Source organism: Streptomyces sp. Ru71, from assembly GCF_002920535.1.
Taxonomy (GTDB): domain Bacteria; phylum Actinomycetota; class Actinomycetes; order Streptomycetales; family Streptomycetaceae; genus Streptomyces.
Genome location: NZ_PQSS01000008.1, coordinates 52,852 through 69,375, shown reverse-complemented (window position 1 = coordinate 69,375; position 16,524 = coordinate 52,852). Strand labels below are relative to the sequence as shown.

The window sequence follows — 16,524 nt, the reverse complement described above, 5'->3', positions numbered from 1 at the left end:
ATGCAGCAACCTTGCGCGCATCCGCATGATCGTTGCGTTGCTCCGGGTCAGGCGGGCATTTGTTGCGCGGAGGGTTTCGACCGTTGCAGATGCACCGGTTTCAGCAGGTCGGGAGGGCCTTGACGAGGAAGGTGCACGGATCGACCTGCTCATGGGTCGCGCCGTCGTGGTCCTGGTAGGTCCAGCGGTCGAGGTAGTCGGTGAGCGGGTGGTAGCCGAGCCGCGCGTACAGGGCCGCCGCGCGGGGGTTGTCGCGGGCGACGCCCATGCCGGTGCGGGGCAGGCCGCGTTCCCGGGCGAGTGACTCGGCGGCCCGGATGAGCGCGCTGCCGATGCCCCGGGAGCGCAGATCGGGCCGTACGGCCAGCCCGTTGATCTCGGGGCAGCCCGGCGCCGCCCGGCGCACCTCGGGGGCGTCGCAGCCGCTCCAGCGCATCTCCGTGTGCCCGACGGGCCGTTCGTCGAGCCAGGCGACGAGATAGGTGCTCTGCCCGGCCTGCTGGCGCGCGTAGCGCCGGGCGTGGAACGAGGTCGCACCCCGGGTGCCGAGGTGCTCGTCGAGGAGGGCCACGTCGGCGGCCCGGCAGACGGTGATCTCCATACGACGACGGTACGGCCACGGGAACGCGAACGGCCCCCGAATTTCAACGGGGGCCGCATTTCAACGGGGGCCGCAGGCGTGGGAGTTGGCGCGTCAGCTCCAGCTGGCGTGCAGCGGCTTGCCCTCGGCGTAGCCGGCCGCGCTCTGGATGCCGACGATCGCGCGGTCGGCGAACTCCTCCAGGTTGGAGGCGCCGGCGTAGGTGCACGAGGAGCGGACGCCCGCGATGATCGAGTCGATCAGGTCCTCGACGCCCGGGCGGGCCGGGTCGAGGAACATGCGGGAGGTGGAGATGCCCTCCTCGAACAGCGCCTTGCGGGCACGGTCGTAGGCCGACTCCTCGGAGGTGCGGTTGAGCACGGCACGCGCGGAGGCCATGCCGAAGGACTCCTTGTAGGCGCGGCCCTGGGCGTCGTGCTGGAGGTCGCCCGGGGACTCGTAGGTGCCGGCGAACCAGGAGCCGACCATGACGTTGGACGCGCCGGCCGCGAGGGCCATGGCCACGTCGCGCGGGTGGCGGACACCGCCGTCGGCCCACACGTGCTTGCCGTACTTCTTCGCCTCGGCGGCGCACTCCAGCACGGCGGAGAACTGCGGCCGGCCCACGCCGGTCATCATGCGGGTGGTGCACATGGCGCCGGGGCCCACACCGACCTTGATGATGTCCGCGCCGGCGTCGATCAGGTCCTTGACGCCCTCGGCGGAGACGATGTTGCCGGCGGCGATCGGCACCTGCGGGTCGAGGGCGCGCACCAGCTTGATGGCGCTGATCATCGACTCCTGGTGGCCGTGCGCGGTGTCGATGACGAGGGTGTCCACGCCCGCGTCCAGCAGCTGCTTGGCCTTGCCGGCCACGTCGCCGTTGATGCCGACGGCGGCGGCGATGCGCAGCCTGCCGTTCTTGTCGACGGCCGGGGTGTACAGCGTGGCGCGCAGGGCGCCCTTGCGGGTGAGGATGCCGGCGAGCCTGCCGTCCTTGTCGACCGCCGGGGCGTAGCGCCGGTTGTGGTGGTCGAGGGTGTTGAAGGCCTCGCGCGGGTCGATGTCGGCGTCCAGCAGGAGCAGGTCCTTGGACATGACCACTTCGAGCTGGGTGAAGCGGTCGACGCCGGACAGGTCGGCGTCGGTGACGACGCCGATGGGCCGCTGGTCCTCGTCGACGACCACGCCGGCGTTGTGCGCCCGCTTGGGCAGCAGGGCGAGGGCGTCGGCGACGGTCTGGTGCGGGGCCAGCACGATCGGGGTGTCCAGCACGAGGTGGCGGCTCTTCACCCAGGACACGACGTCGGTGACGACGTCGATCGGGATGTCCTGCGGGATCACCACGAGGCCGCCGCGGCGGGCCACCGTCTCGGCCATGCGGCGGCCGGCGATGGCGGTCATGTTGGCGACGACGAGCGGGATGGTGGTGCCCGTGCCGTCCGGGGAGCTGAGGTCCACGCCCTGACGCGAGCCGACCGCGGAGCGGCTCGGCACCATGAAGACGTCGTCGTACGTCAGGTCGTACGCGGGCTGGATGTCATTGAGGAAACGCACGTGCTGCACATCCCAGTCGTTCAGAGGCGACCCCCTGACAGGTGTGCCAGGGGGAAAGAGCACGTACTTCATTCTCCCATGCCGCCCGGATCCCGGGGCACAGTCGGTTCGTCCAGGCTGGTCAGGGGCGCCTTTGGAGGATCACCCAAGCGCGAGCGCCACGGTGACGGCAGTGGCCTGTGAGAACACCTCCTGTGCCGTCTGCCACTCCTGCGGGCGCGCTTCGGCATACGGCCGCCAGTTCCGTACGACGACCAGCGGCGCGGCCTCCGACGACCAGACACCCGGATCGGACAGGACGTCGGCGAGCGCGTCCCAGTTGCGGCCGAAGTAGTCCGGCAGCCCAAGGTCCCGGGCGCACCGGTCCATCAGCCCCGCCTTGCCCGTGACCCCGTCGAGGTCGAGGGTGACCACGGCTTGCGTCATCGCAGTACCGCCCTGAACGAGTCGTAGGGGTCATCGGCGGGGTGCCCCGTCCCGGGAGTACGGGACGGGGCCGGGCGGTCCCTCAGAGGCCGTCGGGGTCGGCCCTGTTCAGCGCCGGCTTCGGCGTCGGGCCGGCGGTCATCAGGTAGTCCGCGGCCGAGGTGTCCGTCACCAGGCTGGTGACGAGCCCGGAGCGCAGCACCGCGTCGATCGCCGACGCCTTGCGCTGCCCGCCCGCGATGGCCACGACCTCGGGGATACGGCGGAGCTGGTCGGCCTTGACCGTGATGCACCGCTCCCCCAGGTCCCGGCCGACGCGGCGGCCCTCGGCGTCGAAGAGGTGCGCGGACATCTCCGCGGCCACGCCCAGGGAGGCGTAGTGGGCGCGCTCCTCCTCGGAGAGCATGTCGTGCACCGTGGAGATGCCGGGCTCCCAGGAGCCGATGGACACGCAGGCGACCGTGACCTTGTCGAAGTACTCGAAGGCCCGGGCGATGCCGGTCTGGTTGCGCAGCGCGGCCGCGGTGGCCGCGTCGGGCAGCAGCATCGGCGCGTAGATGGGGTGGGCGTCGCCGCCGGACACCTGGGCCGCGCGGCGCACGGCCTCCACCGAGCCGCGCTCGGCGGTCCCGGCGTCGTACACGCCCGTGAGCTGCACGACCGTGCAGGGCGGCAGCCGGTCCAGGGCCGCCGCCATGTGGATGGTGGACCGGCCCCAGGCCAGGCCCAGCACATCCCCCTCGTTCACCAGCTCGCCGAGCAGGTCGGCGGCCACTTCCCCCAGGTTCTCGGGGTCGGGGGTCTCCTCGGACTCGGGAGGGGACTCCACCACGACGGCGTGCCTGAGACCGTAGCGGGCGCGGAGCGCGTCGGAGCGCTCGGCGTCCAGTTCGGCCGGCACGCGGATCTCGATGCGTACGAGGTCCCGTTCGAGGGCGGTCTCCAGGACCCGGGCCACCTTGAAGCGGCTGACGCCGAACTCCTCCGCGATCTGGATCTTGGACTTGCCCTCAAGGTAGAAGCGGCGGGCCATGGCCGCCGCCTGCACCAGCTCAGCGGGTCCCATCCGCATGGCTGACCGGCCCGCCGACATACCCGACACGGCGATCTCCTCACTGCTGTTCACACTCTGGATTCGCCGTTCATCCTTGCAGATCCGGCGCGGTCGATCAGCCCTGATGGCGGGCGTTCACGTATCCGTTGGTCAGTGGTCGCACGCCCAGCTGGCCTTGGCGGTGGCCGCCGCCGCCTGATCGCGCAGGGCGCGGACCGCCTCGGCGGGGTCCTGCGCGCCGTACACCGCGGAGCCGGCGACGAAGACGTCGGCGCCCGCGTCCGCGCACTGCTCGATCGTGGACGCCGAGACACCGCCGTCGACCTGGAGCCAGAGCTGGAGGCCGTGCTTTGCGATCAGCTCTCGGGTGCGGCGGATCTTCGGCAGCATGATGTCGAGGAACGCCTGCCCGCCGAAGCCCGGCTCGACCGTCATGATCAGCAGCATGTCCAGCTCGGGGAGCAGGCCCTCGTACGGCTCGATGGGCGTCGCCGGCTTCAGGGCCATCGACGCGCGGGCGCCCTTGGCGCGGATCTCGCGGGCGAGCCGCACGGGCGCGGCGGAGGCCTCGACGTGGAAGGTCACGGACCCGGCACCGGCCTCGACGTACTGAGGAGCCCAGCGGTCGGGGTCCTCGATCATCAGATGGCAGTCCAGCGGGGTGTCCGTCGCGCGGGCCAGGGACTCCACGATGGGCACGCCCAGCGTGAGGTTGGGGACGAAATGGTTGTCCATCACGTCGACGTGGAGCCAGTCGGCTCCCTCGACCGCCTTCGCCTCGTCCGCGAGGCGGGCGAAGTCGGCGGACAGGATGCTGGGGTTGATCTGCACGGCCATGCCCCAAGCCTGCCATGCCCTCCAAGGGTTGCGGGCATCGGTGGGGGCGGCGAGGGTGGTTTGTAACCTGCGGCCCCTTGTGACGGGCCGATCGGTTCCCCGCGACCCCTCGTGTCCCGCTCATCTGGGGGTGAGCATGACAGTCAACCGGAACATCGCTCACCTTGTCTGCGGACGGCGGGCGAAGTGGGTCGTGGTCGCGCTGTGGCTGCTCGTGCTCTTCCTGGTCGCGCCCCTGGCGCAGAAACTCAACGACGCCCAGGACAACGACGCGCAGTCCTGGCTTCCCGGCTCCGCGGAGTCCACCCAGGTGCTGAGCCTGTCCGAGGACTTCCGCCCGGAGCAGATCCCCGCCGTCGTCGTCTACGCGCGCGACGGCGGCCTCACCGTGCGGGACCGGCAGCAGATCGCCCAGGACGTGGCCCAGCTGCGCACCCTGCACGACCACGGCGTCCGCGGGGCCGAGACCCGCGGCCCCGTCTTCGACCGGCCCGCTGCTCCCCGGGCCGCGCAGATCGCCGTGCCGATCACGATGGACGCCTCCGGCTGGCAGCGCATCTCGCCCGCCGTCGACTCCATCCGCGACCGGGTGGGCGAGGGCGGCGCCGGACTCGTCGTGCACATCACCGGGCCCGGTGGCACCTCCGCGGACTTCGCCAAGGCGTTCGAAGGCATCGACTCCACGCTGCTCTTCTCCGCGATGGCCGTGGTCATCGTGATGCTGCTGCTGACGTACCGCAGCCCGATCCTGCTGTTCGTGCCGCTGATCGGGGTGGTCGTCGCCCTGTTCACCGCCCAGGCGCTGATCTACCTGCTGGCCCGGCACGCCGGGCTGACCGTGAACGGGCAGAGCGCGGGGATCCTGACCGTGCTCGTCTTCGGCGCCGGCACCGACTACGCGCTGCTGCTGGTCGCCCGTTACCGAGAGGAGCTGCGCCGGCACGAGGACCGGCACGTGGCGATGCGCCGCGCCCTGAACCGGGCCGGCCCGGCCGTGCTGGCATCCGGCGCGACGGTCGTGCTCAGCATGCTCGTGCTGCTGGTGGCGGAGATGAACTCCACGCGCGGCCTCGGCCCGGTGGCAGCGATCGGCGTGCTGGTCGCCCTGCTGGTGATGCTGACGCTGTTCCCGGCGCTGCTGGTGTGCCTGGGCCGCTGGATCTTCTGGCCGGTGATCCCGCACTTCGGCTCGGCCGACCCGACCGAGCGGGGTGTGTGGGCCCGCATGGGCCGGCGGATCGCGCGCCGCCCGCGCCTGGTGTGGAGCGTGACGGCGGTGGTGCTGGCCGCCCTGTCCCTCGGCCTGTTCCAGCTGCGTGCCTCGGGCATCCCCAACGCGGACGCCTTCACGAACACACCGGACTCGATCACCGGCCAGCAGGTGTCGGCCCGCTACTTCCCCGCCGGTACCGGCGATCCCCTCGTCATCGTCTCGAACGCGCCGCAGGCCGAGCGGGTGGGCCGCACGGTCGCGGCGGATCCGGCCGTCGTGCCGGCCGGCATCGGCATACCGCCGGGCACCGCGCCGGTGCACGACGGCAAGGTGCTGTTCGAGGCGACCATGCGGGACCCGGCGGACAGCTCCGCCGCCAAGGCGACCGTGCAGCGGGTCCGCGACGCGGTGCACGCCGTGCCGGGCGCCGACGCGAAGGTGGGCGGCGGCACGGCGGCCCTGCTGGACATGGACAACGCCCAGACGCACGACAACTACCTGGTCATCCCGCTCGTCCTCGCCGTCGTCCTGCTGGTGCTCGGCGTGCTGCTGCGGGCCCTGGTGGCACCGCTGCTGCTGGTCGGCACGGTGGTGCTGTCGCTGGCCACCGCGCTGGGCCTGAGCGCCCTGGCGTTCCGCTACGTCTTCGACTACGCGGGCGAGGACGTGGCCTTCCCGCTGTTCGTCTTCGTCTTCCTGGTGGCCCTCGGCATCGACTACAACATCTTCCTCACCACCCGCGTCCGCGAGGAGGCGATCCGCCAGGGCACCCGGCCGGGCGTGGTGACCGCCCTGGCCGCCACCGGCGCCGTGATCACCTCGGCGGGCCTGGTCCTCGCCGGGACCTTCGCCGCGCTGGGCACCCTGCCCATGGTCGGCTTCGCGGAGATCGGCTTCGCCGTCGCGCTGGGCGTCCTGCTGGACACCTTCGTGGTGCGGTCGGTGCTGGTCACCTCGCTCTTCCTGGACGTGGGCAAGAAGGTGTGGTGGCCGCACCGGCTGGCGCACCGGGACGGCACGCCCGTGCCGAGACAGAGCGAGGTCAGCCGGTCCGGCGGATGAGCGCCAGGTACATCGCGTCGGTGCCGTGGATGTGGGGCCACAGCTGGATGTCCGGGCCGTCGCCGAGGTCCGTCACGTCCGGCAGCAGCGGACGGGCGTCCAGCAGGTCCGTGTCCGGGAACTGCTTGAGCACATCGGCCACGACGGCCCTCGTCTCCGCCAGGTGCGGGGAGCAGGTGGCGTAGCCGACGACGCCGCCGACGCGCACCGACTCCAGTGCGGTGCGCAGCAGGCCCCGCTGCAGCGGCGCGAACGCGTCGAGGTCCTCGGGGCGGCGCCGCCAGCGGGCCTCCGGCCGCCGCCGCAGCGCGCCGAGCCCGGAGCACGGCACGTCCACCAGCACCCGGTCGAAGCTGCCGGGCCGCCAGGCCGGCCGGGTCCCGTCGGCGGTGATCACCTGGTACGGCCCCGGGTTGCCGGCCAGCGCCTTGGCGACCAGGCCGGCGCGGTGCGGCTGCTTCTCGGACGCCAGCAGCATCGCGCCCCGCTCGGCGGCGAGGGCGCCGAGGAGCGCGGCCTTGCCGCCGGGCCCGGCACAGCCGTCCAGCCAGAGCCGGTCCCGCCCCTCGACCGGCGCGTTGGCGAGCGCCAGCGCGACCAGCTGGCTGCCCTCGTCCTGCACACCGGCCCGCCCCTCCCGCACGGCCTCCACGGCCCCCGGCTCGCCGCCCTCGGCCAGCCGCACGGCGTACGGCGACCAGCGCCCCGGCACCGCGGCCTCCTCGCCGAGCAGTTCCTCGGGCGTGGCCCGGCCCGGCCGGGCGACCAGGGTGACCTCGGGCCGCTCGTTGTCGGCCGCCAGCAGCCGCTCGATGCCCTCGCGACCGCCGCCGAGGGAGTCCCACAGCGCGGAGACGACCCAGCGCGGGTGCGCGTGCACCACGGCGAGATGGTCCTCGGGGTCGTCGTCGTAGGGCGGGGCGACCTCGGCGAGCCACGCGTCGAGGTCGCGCTGGGCGACCTTGCGCAGCACGGCGTTCACGAACTTGGCCCGCCCGTCACCGAGCACCACCCGGGCGAGCTCCACGGTGGCCGACACGGCGGCGTGCGTGGGGATGCGGGTACCGAGCAGCTGGTGCGCGCCCAGGCTCAGCACGTCCAGCACCGGCGGATCGACCTCGCGCAGCGGCCGGTCGACACAGGCCGCGATCACGGCGTCGTACGTCCCCTGCCGGCGCAGCGTGCCGTACACAAGCTCGGTCGCCAGCGCCGCGTCCCGCGCGTCGAAGTCGCTCTTCTCCCTGGCCTTGCGCAGCAGCGGCGGCAGGACGAGGTTGGCGTAGGCGTCGCGCTCGTCGACCGCGCGCAGCGCCTCGAACGCCAGGATGCGGACGGGGTCCTTCTGGGGACGGCGGTACGGCTTGGCGGGCCTGCGCGGCCTGCGGGAGGTGCCGGGGGTGTCGCTCACGAAAAAGGTGCTCCGGAGTGAAGAACGGGCTGTCCACCCAGCCTACGTCCCGCGGGTGGTGCCGCTACGCGCCGAGGGTCTCCCCGGCGCCGATCCGCACACCGCGCGCCCAGTCCGCCGCCCGCATCGGCTTCTTGCCCTGCGCCTGCACCCACAGCAGCTCCACGGCGTGCGAGCCCGTGCCGACGTGCACGTGGTTCTTGCCGACGTCGAGGGCACCGGGGGCGAGGTCGGTGCGCTCGGTGAGCAGCGCGACCTGAATGAGCTTCAGCCGCTCGCCGCGGAAGGTGGTCCAGGCGCCGGGGGCCGGGGTGCAGCCGCGTACCACCCGGTCGACGCGCAGCGCGGGCGCGGCCCAGTCGACCCGGGCGTCCTCGACGGTGATCTTCGGGGCGAGGGTCACGCCCTCACTGGGCTGCGGTACGGCCTTGAGCGTGCCGTCCTCGATGCCGTCCATGGTGGCGGCGAGCAGCCCGGCACCGGCGAAGGCGAGCCGGGTCAGCAGGTCGCCGCTGGTGTCGGTGGGCCGGATCTCCTCGGTGACGGTGCCGTAGACGGGGCCGGAGTCCAGTCCCTCCTCGATGAGGAAGGTGGACGCGCCCGTGATCTGGTCGCCGGCCATGAGGGAGTGCTGCACGGGCGCGGCGCCGCGCCAGGCGGGCAGCAGCGAGAAGTGCAGGTTGACCCACCCGTGCGCGGGGATGTCGAGGGCGACACGGGGCAGCAGGGCGCCGTAGGCGACGACGGGGCAGCAGTCGGGCGCGATCTGCTTCAGCCGCTCAAGGAACTCCGGATCACGCGGCTTCGCGGGCTTGAGCACCTCGATCCCGGCCTCCTCCGCCCGCTCCGCCACGGGCGACGCGACCAGCCTGCGGCCCCGCCCGGCCGGCGCGTCGGGCCGCGTGACGACGGCGGCCACCTCGTGCCGCCCGGAGGCGATCAGGGCGTCCAGAGCGGGAACGGCGACCTCGGGGGTACCGGCGAAGACAAGCTTCATGGGCGGGATCGAACCTCTCGAACGGGACGGGCGACAGCCGACGCACCAGTCTATGACCCGAAGGGGACGCACGGCCGAAGTCGGTCCCCACGGCCGGGACAGCCGCCGAAGTCCTCACTCACGGCGGGAAAGCCGCCGTAGTCCATGACCGCGGCGGGAAAGCCGCCGTACTCCATGACCACGAACGCAAAGCCGCCGACGGCGATCAGCCGAGGAGAGAGGGAGAGTCCCGCCTCCTGGCCAACTGGAGAACGGGTGGGCGGGTGGGAAAACACCCCTGACCCAGGGGGCGTGGGCATATGCCCGCACGCCCCCACACCGTGACCCGCGGAGCGAAGGCGCGTTGGTCAAGAAAGAGTTGACCCCCATCTCTTCAACGCCGGTTCGAGAGGCTTGTTCATGGCCGACCACGCAACCCACGACGCCCAGGCCCGGGCCAGCCTGCACTTGCTGGTGCGGGACATCGAGCGGGTCCGCCGGCAGGTGGACGCCCTGCGCACGCTCACCGCTCAGCTGGGCAACGTCTACCGCCCGCGCCGCTCCGGCCCCTCCACAGGGTTCGTCGTCTACGGACGCGCTCCCGCCCCGACGGTCCGCCTCGCCCAGGAGCTGCGGGACAGTGTCGAGACCCTGGTCACGGCCGCGGTCGACTTCGACCGCTCGCTCGGCTTCTCGTGGGACGCGGTGGGCTCCGCCCTCGGTGTCACCAAGCAGGCGGTCCACCGCCGTTACGGCTCCCGCCGCGCCGCCGCGCAGGCCGCCGCGGAGACCGAGCGCACGACCGAGCCGTCGGGCACCCGCACGGTGAACGTGGGCACGGGCATCCCCGTGGTGCCCACGGTCCCGGCCGCCCGTTCCATGCCGACCCAGCCGACGGCGAGCAGCACGTCCCTGCGGGACGAGGCCAGGCCGACGGCGTTCCCGGGCCCGCGCAACGGCTGACCACCGCGCTGCGCCCGCGTGAGGTGACACGCCGTCAACTGCCCTCCTGGACCGCTCCGGGAGGGCAGACGGCTGTCCACGGCAGGACGGCTCAGCCGATGTCCGGCGGGTCGATCCGCACCCGCACCGCGGCCTCGCCCTGCCCGCGTGCCATCCGCGCGGCCTGCGCGGCCTTGAGGGCCGCCGCGAGCGCCGCCCCGCTGCCCGGCGGCACCCGGATCAGCGCGCGTTCCCACTGCTCCCCCGGCGGCGGAGCCCCGGGCCGCCGCAGCCGCCCCGGTGCCGTGACCGGCAGCGGCACGGGCCCGAGCACCTCCGCCTGTGCCGGCAGTTCCACCGCGCCGATGAAGTCCACCAGGGCCGCCGGCGGCCCCGACACGGCCGCCATCCGCGACACCGGCGGGAACCCCAGCTCGGCCCGCTCGGCCAGCTCACGCACCGCGTGCCCGACGGGGTCCCAGCGCACCAGCGCCTGCACGGGCCGGGCGGTGGCCTCGGCGACGACGGCGACGGTGCCGCCGGCGCTCTGCGGCCGCACCAGCGCGGCGGCGGCGATCCAGCGCCGCAGGGCGTCCTCCTCGGCCCGCAGGTCGGGCCGCCCGAGCATCGCCCAGCCGTCCAGCAGCAGCGCCGCCGCGTAGCCGCCCTCGGCGACGGGCTCGGCGCCGGGCGTGCTCACCACCAGCGCGGGCGTGGCCGGCACGGTGTCCAGGACGTGCTCGCGCCCGGAGGTGCGCACCGGGACGGCCGGGAACGCCCGGCCCAGCTCCTCGGCCGTGCGCCGGGCGCCGACGACCTGGGCGCGCAGCCGGAAGGACCCGCACTCGGGGCAGTGCCAGCGCGTCTCCTCGCGCCCGCACCAGCCGCACCACAGCGACCCGCCGGCCTCGGAGCCGTCCCGTGCCTCCAGCGGTCCGGAGCAGTGCCGGCAGCGGGCGGGCTCACGGCACTGCGCGCACGCCATCCGGGGCACGTATCCGCGGCGCGGCACCTGCACCAGCACCGGGCCGTTGCGCAGCCCCTCACGGGCCACCTGCCAGGCGAGCGTGGGCAGCCGGGCGGCGCGCGCGGCCTCGTCGCGGGCGAGGTCGCCGTCGCCCACGGTCCGCACCAGCGGGGCCGCGGCCCGGACCTGCTCCCGTACGGCGGCGATCGGCCGCGCCCACCCGCTCTGCACGAGCTGCGCCGCCTCGACCGTGCAGCTGAGGCCGCCGAGCAGGAAGGCGCACCGGTCCTGGGCGGCGCGCAGCAGCAGGACCTCCCGCGCGTGCGGCTGGGGGGCGTGCTGCTCGCTGTGGCTGTCGTCGCCGTCGTCCCAGAGGGCGACCAGGCCCAGGTCCCGCACGGGCGCGAACATCGCGGCGCGGGTGCCGAGCACGGCGCGCACGGACCCGCGCCGCACGGCCAGCCACTCGCGGTACCGCTTCTCCGGTCCCGCGTCGGCGGTGAGCACGGCGTGCCGCCCCTCGCCCAGCAGCGCGGTCAGGGCGGCGTCGACGCGGGCGACGGCCCGGCCGTCGGGCAGGACGACGAGGGCACCGCGTCCGGAGGCCAGCGCGGCGGCGACGGCGCGGGCCAGCTCGTCGGCCCACTGGGGTCCGGGCAGGGCGTTCCACACCGCGCGCGGCGCGTTCCCGGCGGCGAGGGCCTCCAGGAAGGCAGGACCGCGCTCGTACCGCGCCCAGGAGCCCGGTTCGGGGGCCCGCGGGGGCGGCAGCGGGGCGGGCGAGGGCCGCTGCTCGGCCCGTGCGCTGCGCGGGGGTACGGCGAGCTGCAGCACGTCGGCGAGGCTGCCGGCGTACCGGTCGGCGACGGCGCGGGCGAGGCCGAGCAGCTCGGGGCCGAGGACGGGTTCGGGTGAGACCACCTGGGCGAGGGCGGCGAGCGGCCCGGAGTAGTCGGACTCGGGGAGCCGCTCGATGAGGAATCCGTCGATCAGGCCGCCGCCCTCGCGGCGCCCCTCGCGCACCCGGTGCCGCCCGGCCCCGAAGCGCACGCGCACCCGCACCCCGGGCTGTGCCTCGGCGTCCAGCTCGGCGGGCACGGCGTAGTCGAAGTACCGGTCGAGGTGGAGTACGCCCTTGTCGACGAGCACCCGCGCGACGGGCAGCGTGGGCGCGAGGGCGGCGCCCCGCCAGGTCCGCGGCTTGGCCCGCGGCTCCTTGGCCTTGCGCACGCTCTCCCGGATGAGCGCGAGCTGCTCCGGGGGCGCCCCCTCGGCGCCCCCGCCACCCACGTCGTTCTCGCTGCTCACGCTTGCATTCTTACCAAACGTCACTGACAGCGGCGCAGGCCCGTGTCCCGCGAAGGCCGCCGGGACACATGCCGAAGGCCCGGCTCCCCGAAGGGAGACCGGGCCTTCACTGCCGGATGCCGATTACAGGCCGGCGGCCTGGCGCAGGGCGTCCACGCGGTCGGTGCGCTCCCAGGTGAAGTCGGGCAGCTCACGGCCGAAGTGACCGTAGGCGGCCGTCTGGGAGTAGATCGGGCGCAGCAGGTCCAGGTCGCGGATGATGGCGGCCGGGCGCAGGTCGAAGACCTGGTCGATGGCCTGCTCGATCTTGTCGGTGTCGACCTTCTCGGTGCCGAAGGTCTCCACGAACAGACCGACCGGCTCGGCCTTGCCGATGGCGTAGGCCACCTGGACCTCGCAGCGCGAGGCCAGGCCCGCGGCGACGACGTTCTTGGCGACCCAGCGCATGGCGTAGGCGGCGGAGCGGTCGACCTTGGACGGGTCCTTGCCGGAGAAGGCACCGCCGCCGTGGCGGGCCATGCCGCCGTAGGTGTCGATGATGATCTTGCGACCGGTCAGGCCGGCGTCGCCCATCGGGCCGCCGATCTCGAAGCGGCCGGTCGGGTTGACCAGCAGGCGGTAGCCCTCGGTGTCCAGCTTGATGCCCTCGTCGAGCAGCGCCTTCAGCTCGGGCTCCACGACGAACTCGCGGATGTCGGGGGCGAGCAGCGACTCCAGGTCGATGTCGGAGGCGTGCTGCGAGGAGACGACGACCGTGTCGAGGCGGACGGCCTTGTCGCCGTCGTACTCGATGGTGACCTGCGTCTTGCCGTCCGGGCGCAGGTAGGGGATGGTGCCGTTCTTGCGCACCTCGGACAGGCGGTTGGACAGCCGGTGCGCCAGGAAGATCGGCAGCGGCATCAGGGTGGGCGTCTCGTCGGTGGCGTACCCGAACATCAGGCCCTGGTCGCCCGCGCCCTGCCGGTCCAGCTCGTCCTCGTCGCCCTCGACCCGGGACTCGTATGCCGTGTCGACGCCCTGCGCGATGTCCGGGGACTGCGCGCCGATGGACACCGACACACCGCAGGAGGCGCCGTCGAAGCCCTTCTTCGAGGAGTCGTAGCCGATCTCCAGGATCTTGTTGCGGACCAGGGTGGCGATGTCCGCGTAGGCCTTGGTGGTGACCTCGCCGGCCACGTGCACCAGGCCGGTGGTGATCAGCGTCTCGACGGCGACCCGGGAGGACGGGTCCTCACGCAGGAGCGCGTCGAGAATGGTGTCGCTGATCTGGTCAGCGATCTTGTCGGGGTGACCCTCGGTCACGGACTCCGAAGTGAACAGGCGACGGGACACAACGCTCCCTGTGGTTGCAGCGGCTGCTGGCTGATCGATGGCGGACGAGCCGGGGGCTGCGCCTGGCGTCGTCCGTGAACAGTTTATCGGTCACACTCGGCCGCCGGACCACGTGTCTCGCCAGTCGGGAGCTCTGTGACCTGCGGCACGGGGCATTCTGCCCAATGCCCGGCGGCCTTGACCAGGGCAGCCGCGCCCGAATGTGCCGTAGGGCTCGGCCAAGTGGCCGAACCGCGACTCACCCCAGACGTTCCGACACGAGGTCCCAGACGATGTCCGCGAGGGCTTCCTTGGGGCCGTGCGGCACGGGTGTCTCGCTGCCGTCGGCGCCGAGCACGACGGCCTCGTTCTCCTCGGAGCCGAACGTCTTGCGCTCCCCCACCTCGTTCACGACGAGCAGATCGCATCCCTTGCGGCGCAGCTTGCTGCGGCCGTTGGCCAGGACGTCGTCGGTCTCGGCGGCGAAGCCGACGACCACCTGGCCGGGGCGGGCGCGGTCGGTGGAGATCTCCGCGAGGATGTCGGGATTGCGCACCAGGACGATCGGGTCGGGGTCCTTGCCGTCCTGCTTCTTGATCTTGCCGGCCGCGTAGGTCTCGGGCCGGAAGTCCGCGACGGCGGCGGCCATCACGACCGCGTCGGCGTCCGCGGCGGCCTTGAGCACCGCCTCGCGCAGCTGTACGGCCGTGCCGACGGGCACGACGTCCACGCCGGCCGGGTCGGGCAGCCCGCCCGTGTTGGCGGCGACCAGGGTGACCCGGGCGCCGCGGGCGGCGGCGGTGCGGGCGAGGGCGTAGCCCTGCTTGCCCGAGGAGCGGTTGCCGAGGAAGCGGACCGGGTCCAGGGGCTCGCGGGTGCCACCGGCGCTGATCACGACATGGCGTCCGGCGAGGTCGGGCTCGCGCACGCCCCGGGCGAGTACGCGGCGGCACACCTCGAAGATCTCGGCGGGGTCGGGCAGCCGGCCCTTGCCGGTGTCGACGCCGGTGAGACGGCCGACGGCGGGCTCGATGACGACCGCGCCGCGGCGGCGCAGCGTGGCGACGTTCTCCTGGGTGGCCGGGTGCTCCCACATCTCGGTGTGCATGGCGGGCGCGAAGACGACCGGGCAGCGGGCGGTGAGCAGGGTGTTGGTCAGCAGGTCGTCGGCGAGGCCGTGGGCGGCCTTGGCGAGCATGTCGGCGGTGGCGGGTGCGACGACGACCAGGTCGGCCTGCTGGCCGATGCGGACGTGCGGGACCTCGTGGACGGCGTCCCACACCTCGGTGGAGACGGGGTTGCCGGACAGCGCCGACCAGGTGGCGGCGCCGACGAAGTGCAGCGCGGAGGCGGTGGGGACGACGCGGACGTCATGGCCCGACTCGGTGAGCCTTCTCAGCAGCTCACAGGCCTTGTACGCGGCGATGCCGCCGCTGACCCCCAGAACGACCCTCGGCTTGTCCACCGTCTCTCCCCGGACTCGAAAACCTGGCACACCCATGAGACACCACAGGCCCGGCAGTCGCGCTGCCGGGCCTGTGGACAAGTCAACCGCGATCTGACCGTACTACTGCGCGGGGCCCTCGATGGCCTCGGAGGTCAGCAGACCGGCGTTGATCTCGCGCAGGGCGATCGAGAGCGGCTTCTCGTGGACGTGGGTGTCCACGAGGGGGCCGACGTACTCAAGCAGGCCCTCGCCGAGCTGGGAGTAGTACGCGTTGATCTGACGGGCCCGCTTGGCCGCGTAGATCACGAGGCTGTACTTGGAGTCGGTGGCCTCAAGCAACTCGTCGATCGGCGGGTTGATGATGCCCTCGGGCGCGGTGATGGAAGAGGACACGCTCTACCTTCCGAAGGAGGGGAAAAGATCAGACACGATCACACAACGTCCATCAAGGCTAGCAGCTCACGCGCCACGTCCTCGACGGAGGTGTTGACCAGGGTCGTATCGAACTCGGGCTCGGCCGCCAGCTCGGTCCTGGCCGCCGTCAGGCGACGCTCGATGACCTCCGGCGGCTCGGTGCCGCGTCCGGTGAGCCTGCGCACCAGCTCCTCCCAGGAGGGAGGGGCCAGGAACACCAGCTGGGCGTCGGACATCGACTCACGGACCTGGCGGGCGCCCTGGAGGTCGATCTCCAGCAGGACGGGCTCGCCGTTCTCCAGCCGCTCCAGCACGGCCGCGCGCGGCGTGCCGTAGCGGTTGCCGGCGAACTCGGCCCACTCCAGCAGCTCGCCGTTGGCGATCAGCTTGTCCATCTCCTCGTCGGTGACGAAGAAGTAGTGGACACCGTGCTGCTCGCCGGGGCGGGGCTTGCGGGTCGTCGCCGACACCGAGAGCCAGACCTCGGGGTGTTCCTTGCGCATATGGGCGACGACCGTGCTCTTGCCGACCCCCGAGGGGCCGGAGAGCACGGTCAGCCGCGGACGTGCGTCCGGGGGCTCGGGGGTCGTCCCCCGGGGTGTTACAGCCATGCAGCGATTATTCCAGCAATCCCGGAGTGCCCGGGACTCCCTTCCCGGCAGGGCTCGGGTTCAGGAACCCGTGCTGCCGAACTCACGCTCCAGCGAAGCGATCTGGTTGGAGCCGAGGCCGCGCACGCGACGGCTCTCGGAGATGCCGAGTCGCTCCATGATCTGCTTGGCGCGGACCTTGCCCACGCCCGGCAGGGACTCCAGCAGAGCGGAGACCTTCATCTTGCCGATGACGTCGTTCTCCTGGCCCTGCTTGATGACCTCGTGCAGGGAGGCGCCGGAGTGCTTCAGTCGATTCTTGACCTCGGCCCGCTCCCGGCGAGCCGCGGCGGCCTTTTCGAGCGCGGCTGCGCGCTGTTCGGGGGTAAGGGGCGGAAGAGCCACGCCTACGTCACCTCGGATGTCGAACTG

General features: G+C 72.9%; 15 protein-coding genes. 2 read left to right on the top strand and 13 right to left on the bottom strand.

What is annotated here, in order from left to right; genetic code table 11:
* Window positions 1-100: 100 nt before the first annotated feature.
* From C3489_RS07390 to rpe, 5 genes are all read right to left on the bottom strand, one after another.
* The gene (locus C3489_RS07390; RefSeq protein ID WP_103780953.1) at window positions 101-601 is read right to left on the bottom strand and encodes a GNAT family N-acetyltransferase; all 501 of its coding nucleotides are present in this window, start codon (window positions 599-601) and stop codon (window positions 101-103) included.
* Window positions 602-694: 93 nt separating this feature from the next.
* Entirely contained in the window at window positions 695-2,137 is a 1,443-nt protein-coding gene (locus C3489_RS07385; RefSeq protein WP_181139540.1) for a GuaB1 family IMP dehydrogenase-related protein, read from the bottom strand.
* Between the two features lie 141 nt (window positions 2,138-2,278).
* The gene (locus C3489_RS07380) at window positions 2,279-2,563 is read right to left on the bottom strand and encodes a barstar family protein (RefSeq protein ID WP_103780951.1); all 285 of its coding nucleotides are present in this window, start codon (window positions 2,561-2,563) and stop codon (window positions 2,279-2,281) included.
* Between the two features lie 82 nt (window positions 2,564-2,645).
* Entirely contained in the window at window positions 2,646-3,689 is a 1,044-nt protein-coding gene (locus C3489_RS07375) for a sugar-binding transcriptional regulator (protein ID WP_103780950.1), read from the bottom strand.
* Window positions 3,690-3,767: 78 nt separating this feature from the next.
* Entirely contained in the window at window positions 3,768-4,454 is a 687-nt protein-coding gene (gene rpe / locus C3489_RS07370; RefSeq protein WP_103780949.1) for a ribulose-phosphate 3-epimerase, read from the bottom strand.
* 136 nt (window positions 4,455-4,590) lie between these two features.
* Between rpe and C3489_RS07365 the strand changes: the two genes are divergently transcribed.
* Window positions 4,591-6,729, top strand: a complete 2,139-nt coding sequence (locus C3489_RS07365; protein WP_103780948.1) for an MMPL family transporter — start codon at window positions 4,591-4,593, stop codon at window positions 6,727-6,729.
* Here C3489_RS07365 and C3489_RS07360 read toward each other — a convergent pair.
* Both C3489_RS07360 and fmt read right to left on the bottom strand, forming a co-directional pair.
* A complete protein-coding gene (locus tag C3489_RS07360) occupies window positions 6,710-8,137 on the bottom strand; it encodes an RsmB/NOP family class I SAM-dependent RNA methyltransferase (protein WP_103780947.1) in 1,428 nt (475 codons plus the stop codon). The two genes, C3489_RS07365 and C3489_RS07360, sit on opposite strands and share 20 nt — an antisense overlap.
* Window positions 8,138-8,201: 64 nt before the next feature.
* Window positions 8,202-9,134 (bottom strand): methionyl-tRNA formyltransferase, encoded by a 933-nt coding sequence (gene fmt / locus C3489_RS07355; RefSeq protein ID WP_103780946.1) that lies wholly within the window; start codon window positions 9,132-9,134, stop codon window positions 8,202-8,204.
* Window positions 9,135-9,533: 399 nt separating this feature from the next.
* Here fmt and C3489_RS07350 point away from each other — a divergent pair, with 399 nt between their 5' ends.
* Window positions 9,534-10,076 (top strand): hypothetical protein, encoded by a 543-nt coding sequence (locus C3489_RS07350; RefSeq protein ID WP_103780945.1) that lies wholly within the window; start codon window positions 9,534-9,536, stop codon window positions 10,074-10,076.
* A gap of 91 nt (window positions 10,077-10,167) precedes the next feature.
* On the opposite strand, the gene C3489_RS07345 is transcribed toward C3489_RS07350, so the two are convergent.
* From C3489_RS07345 to C3489_RS07320, 6 genes are all read right to left on the bottom strand, one after another.
* The gene (locus tag C3489_RS07345; protein WP_103780944.1) at window positions 10,168-12,330 is read right to left on the bottom strand and encodes a primosomal protein N'; all 2,163 of its coding nucleotides are present in this window, start codon (window positions 12,328-12,330) and stop codon (window positions 10,168-10,170) included.
* Between the two features lie 123 nt (window positions 12,331-12,453).
* Window positions 12,454-13,662, bottom strand: coding sequence for a methionine adenosyltransferase (gene metK, locus C3489_RS07340; RefSeq protein WP_103780943.1), 1,209 nt, complete (start codon window positions 13,660-13,662; stop codon window positions 12,454-12,456).
* Window positions 13,663-13,900: 238 nt separating this feature from the next.
* The gene (coaBC, locus tag C3489_RS07335) at window positions 13,901-15,106 is read right to left on the bottom strand and encodes a bifunctional phosphopantothenoylcysteine decarboxylase/phosphopantothenate--cysteine ligase CoaBC (protein WP_103780942.1); all 1,206 of its coding nucleotides are present in this window, start codon (window positions 15,104-15,106) and stop codon (window positions 13,901-13,903) included.
* A 102-nt stretch (window positions 15,107-15,208) separates the two neighbouring features.
* Window positions 15,209-15,481: a DNA-directed RNA polymerase subunit omega gene (gene rpoZ, locus C3489_RS07330; protein ID WP_005319902.1), complete on the bottom strand. Its 273-nt coding sequence runs from the start codon at window positions 15,479-15,481 to the stop codon at window positions 15,209-15,211.
* Window positions 15,482-15,519: 38 nt separating this feature from the next.
* The gene (gene gmk / locus C3489_RS07325) at window positions 15,520-16,113 is read right to left on the bottom strand and encodes a guanylate kinase (protein WP_103780941.1); all 594 of its coding nucleotides are present in this window, start codon (window positions 16,111-16,113) and stop codon (window positions 15,520-15,522) included.
* Window positions 16,114-16,173: 60 nt separating this feature from the next.
* A complete protein-coding gene (locus tag C3489_RS07320; protein ID WP_003977346.1) occupies window positions 16,174-16,497 on the bottom strand; it encodes an integration host factor in 324 nt (107 codons plus the stop codon).
* Window positions 16,498-16,524: the final 27 nt, after the last annotated feature.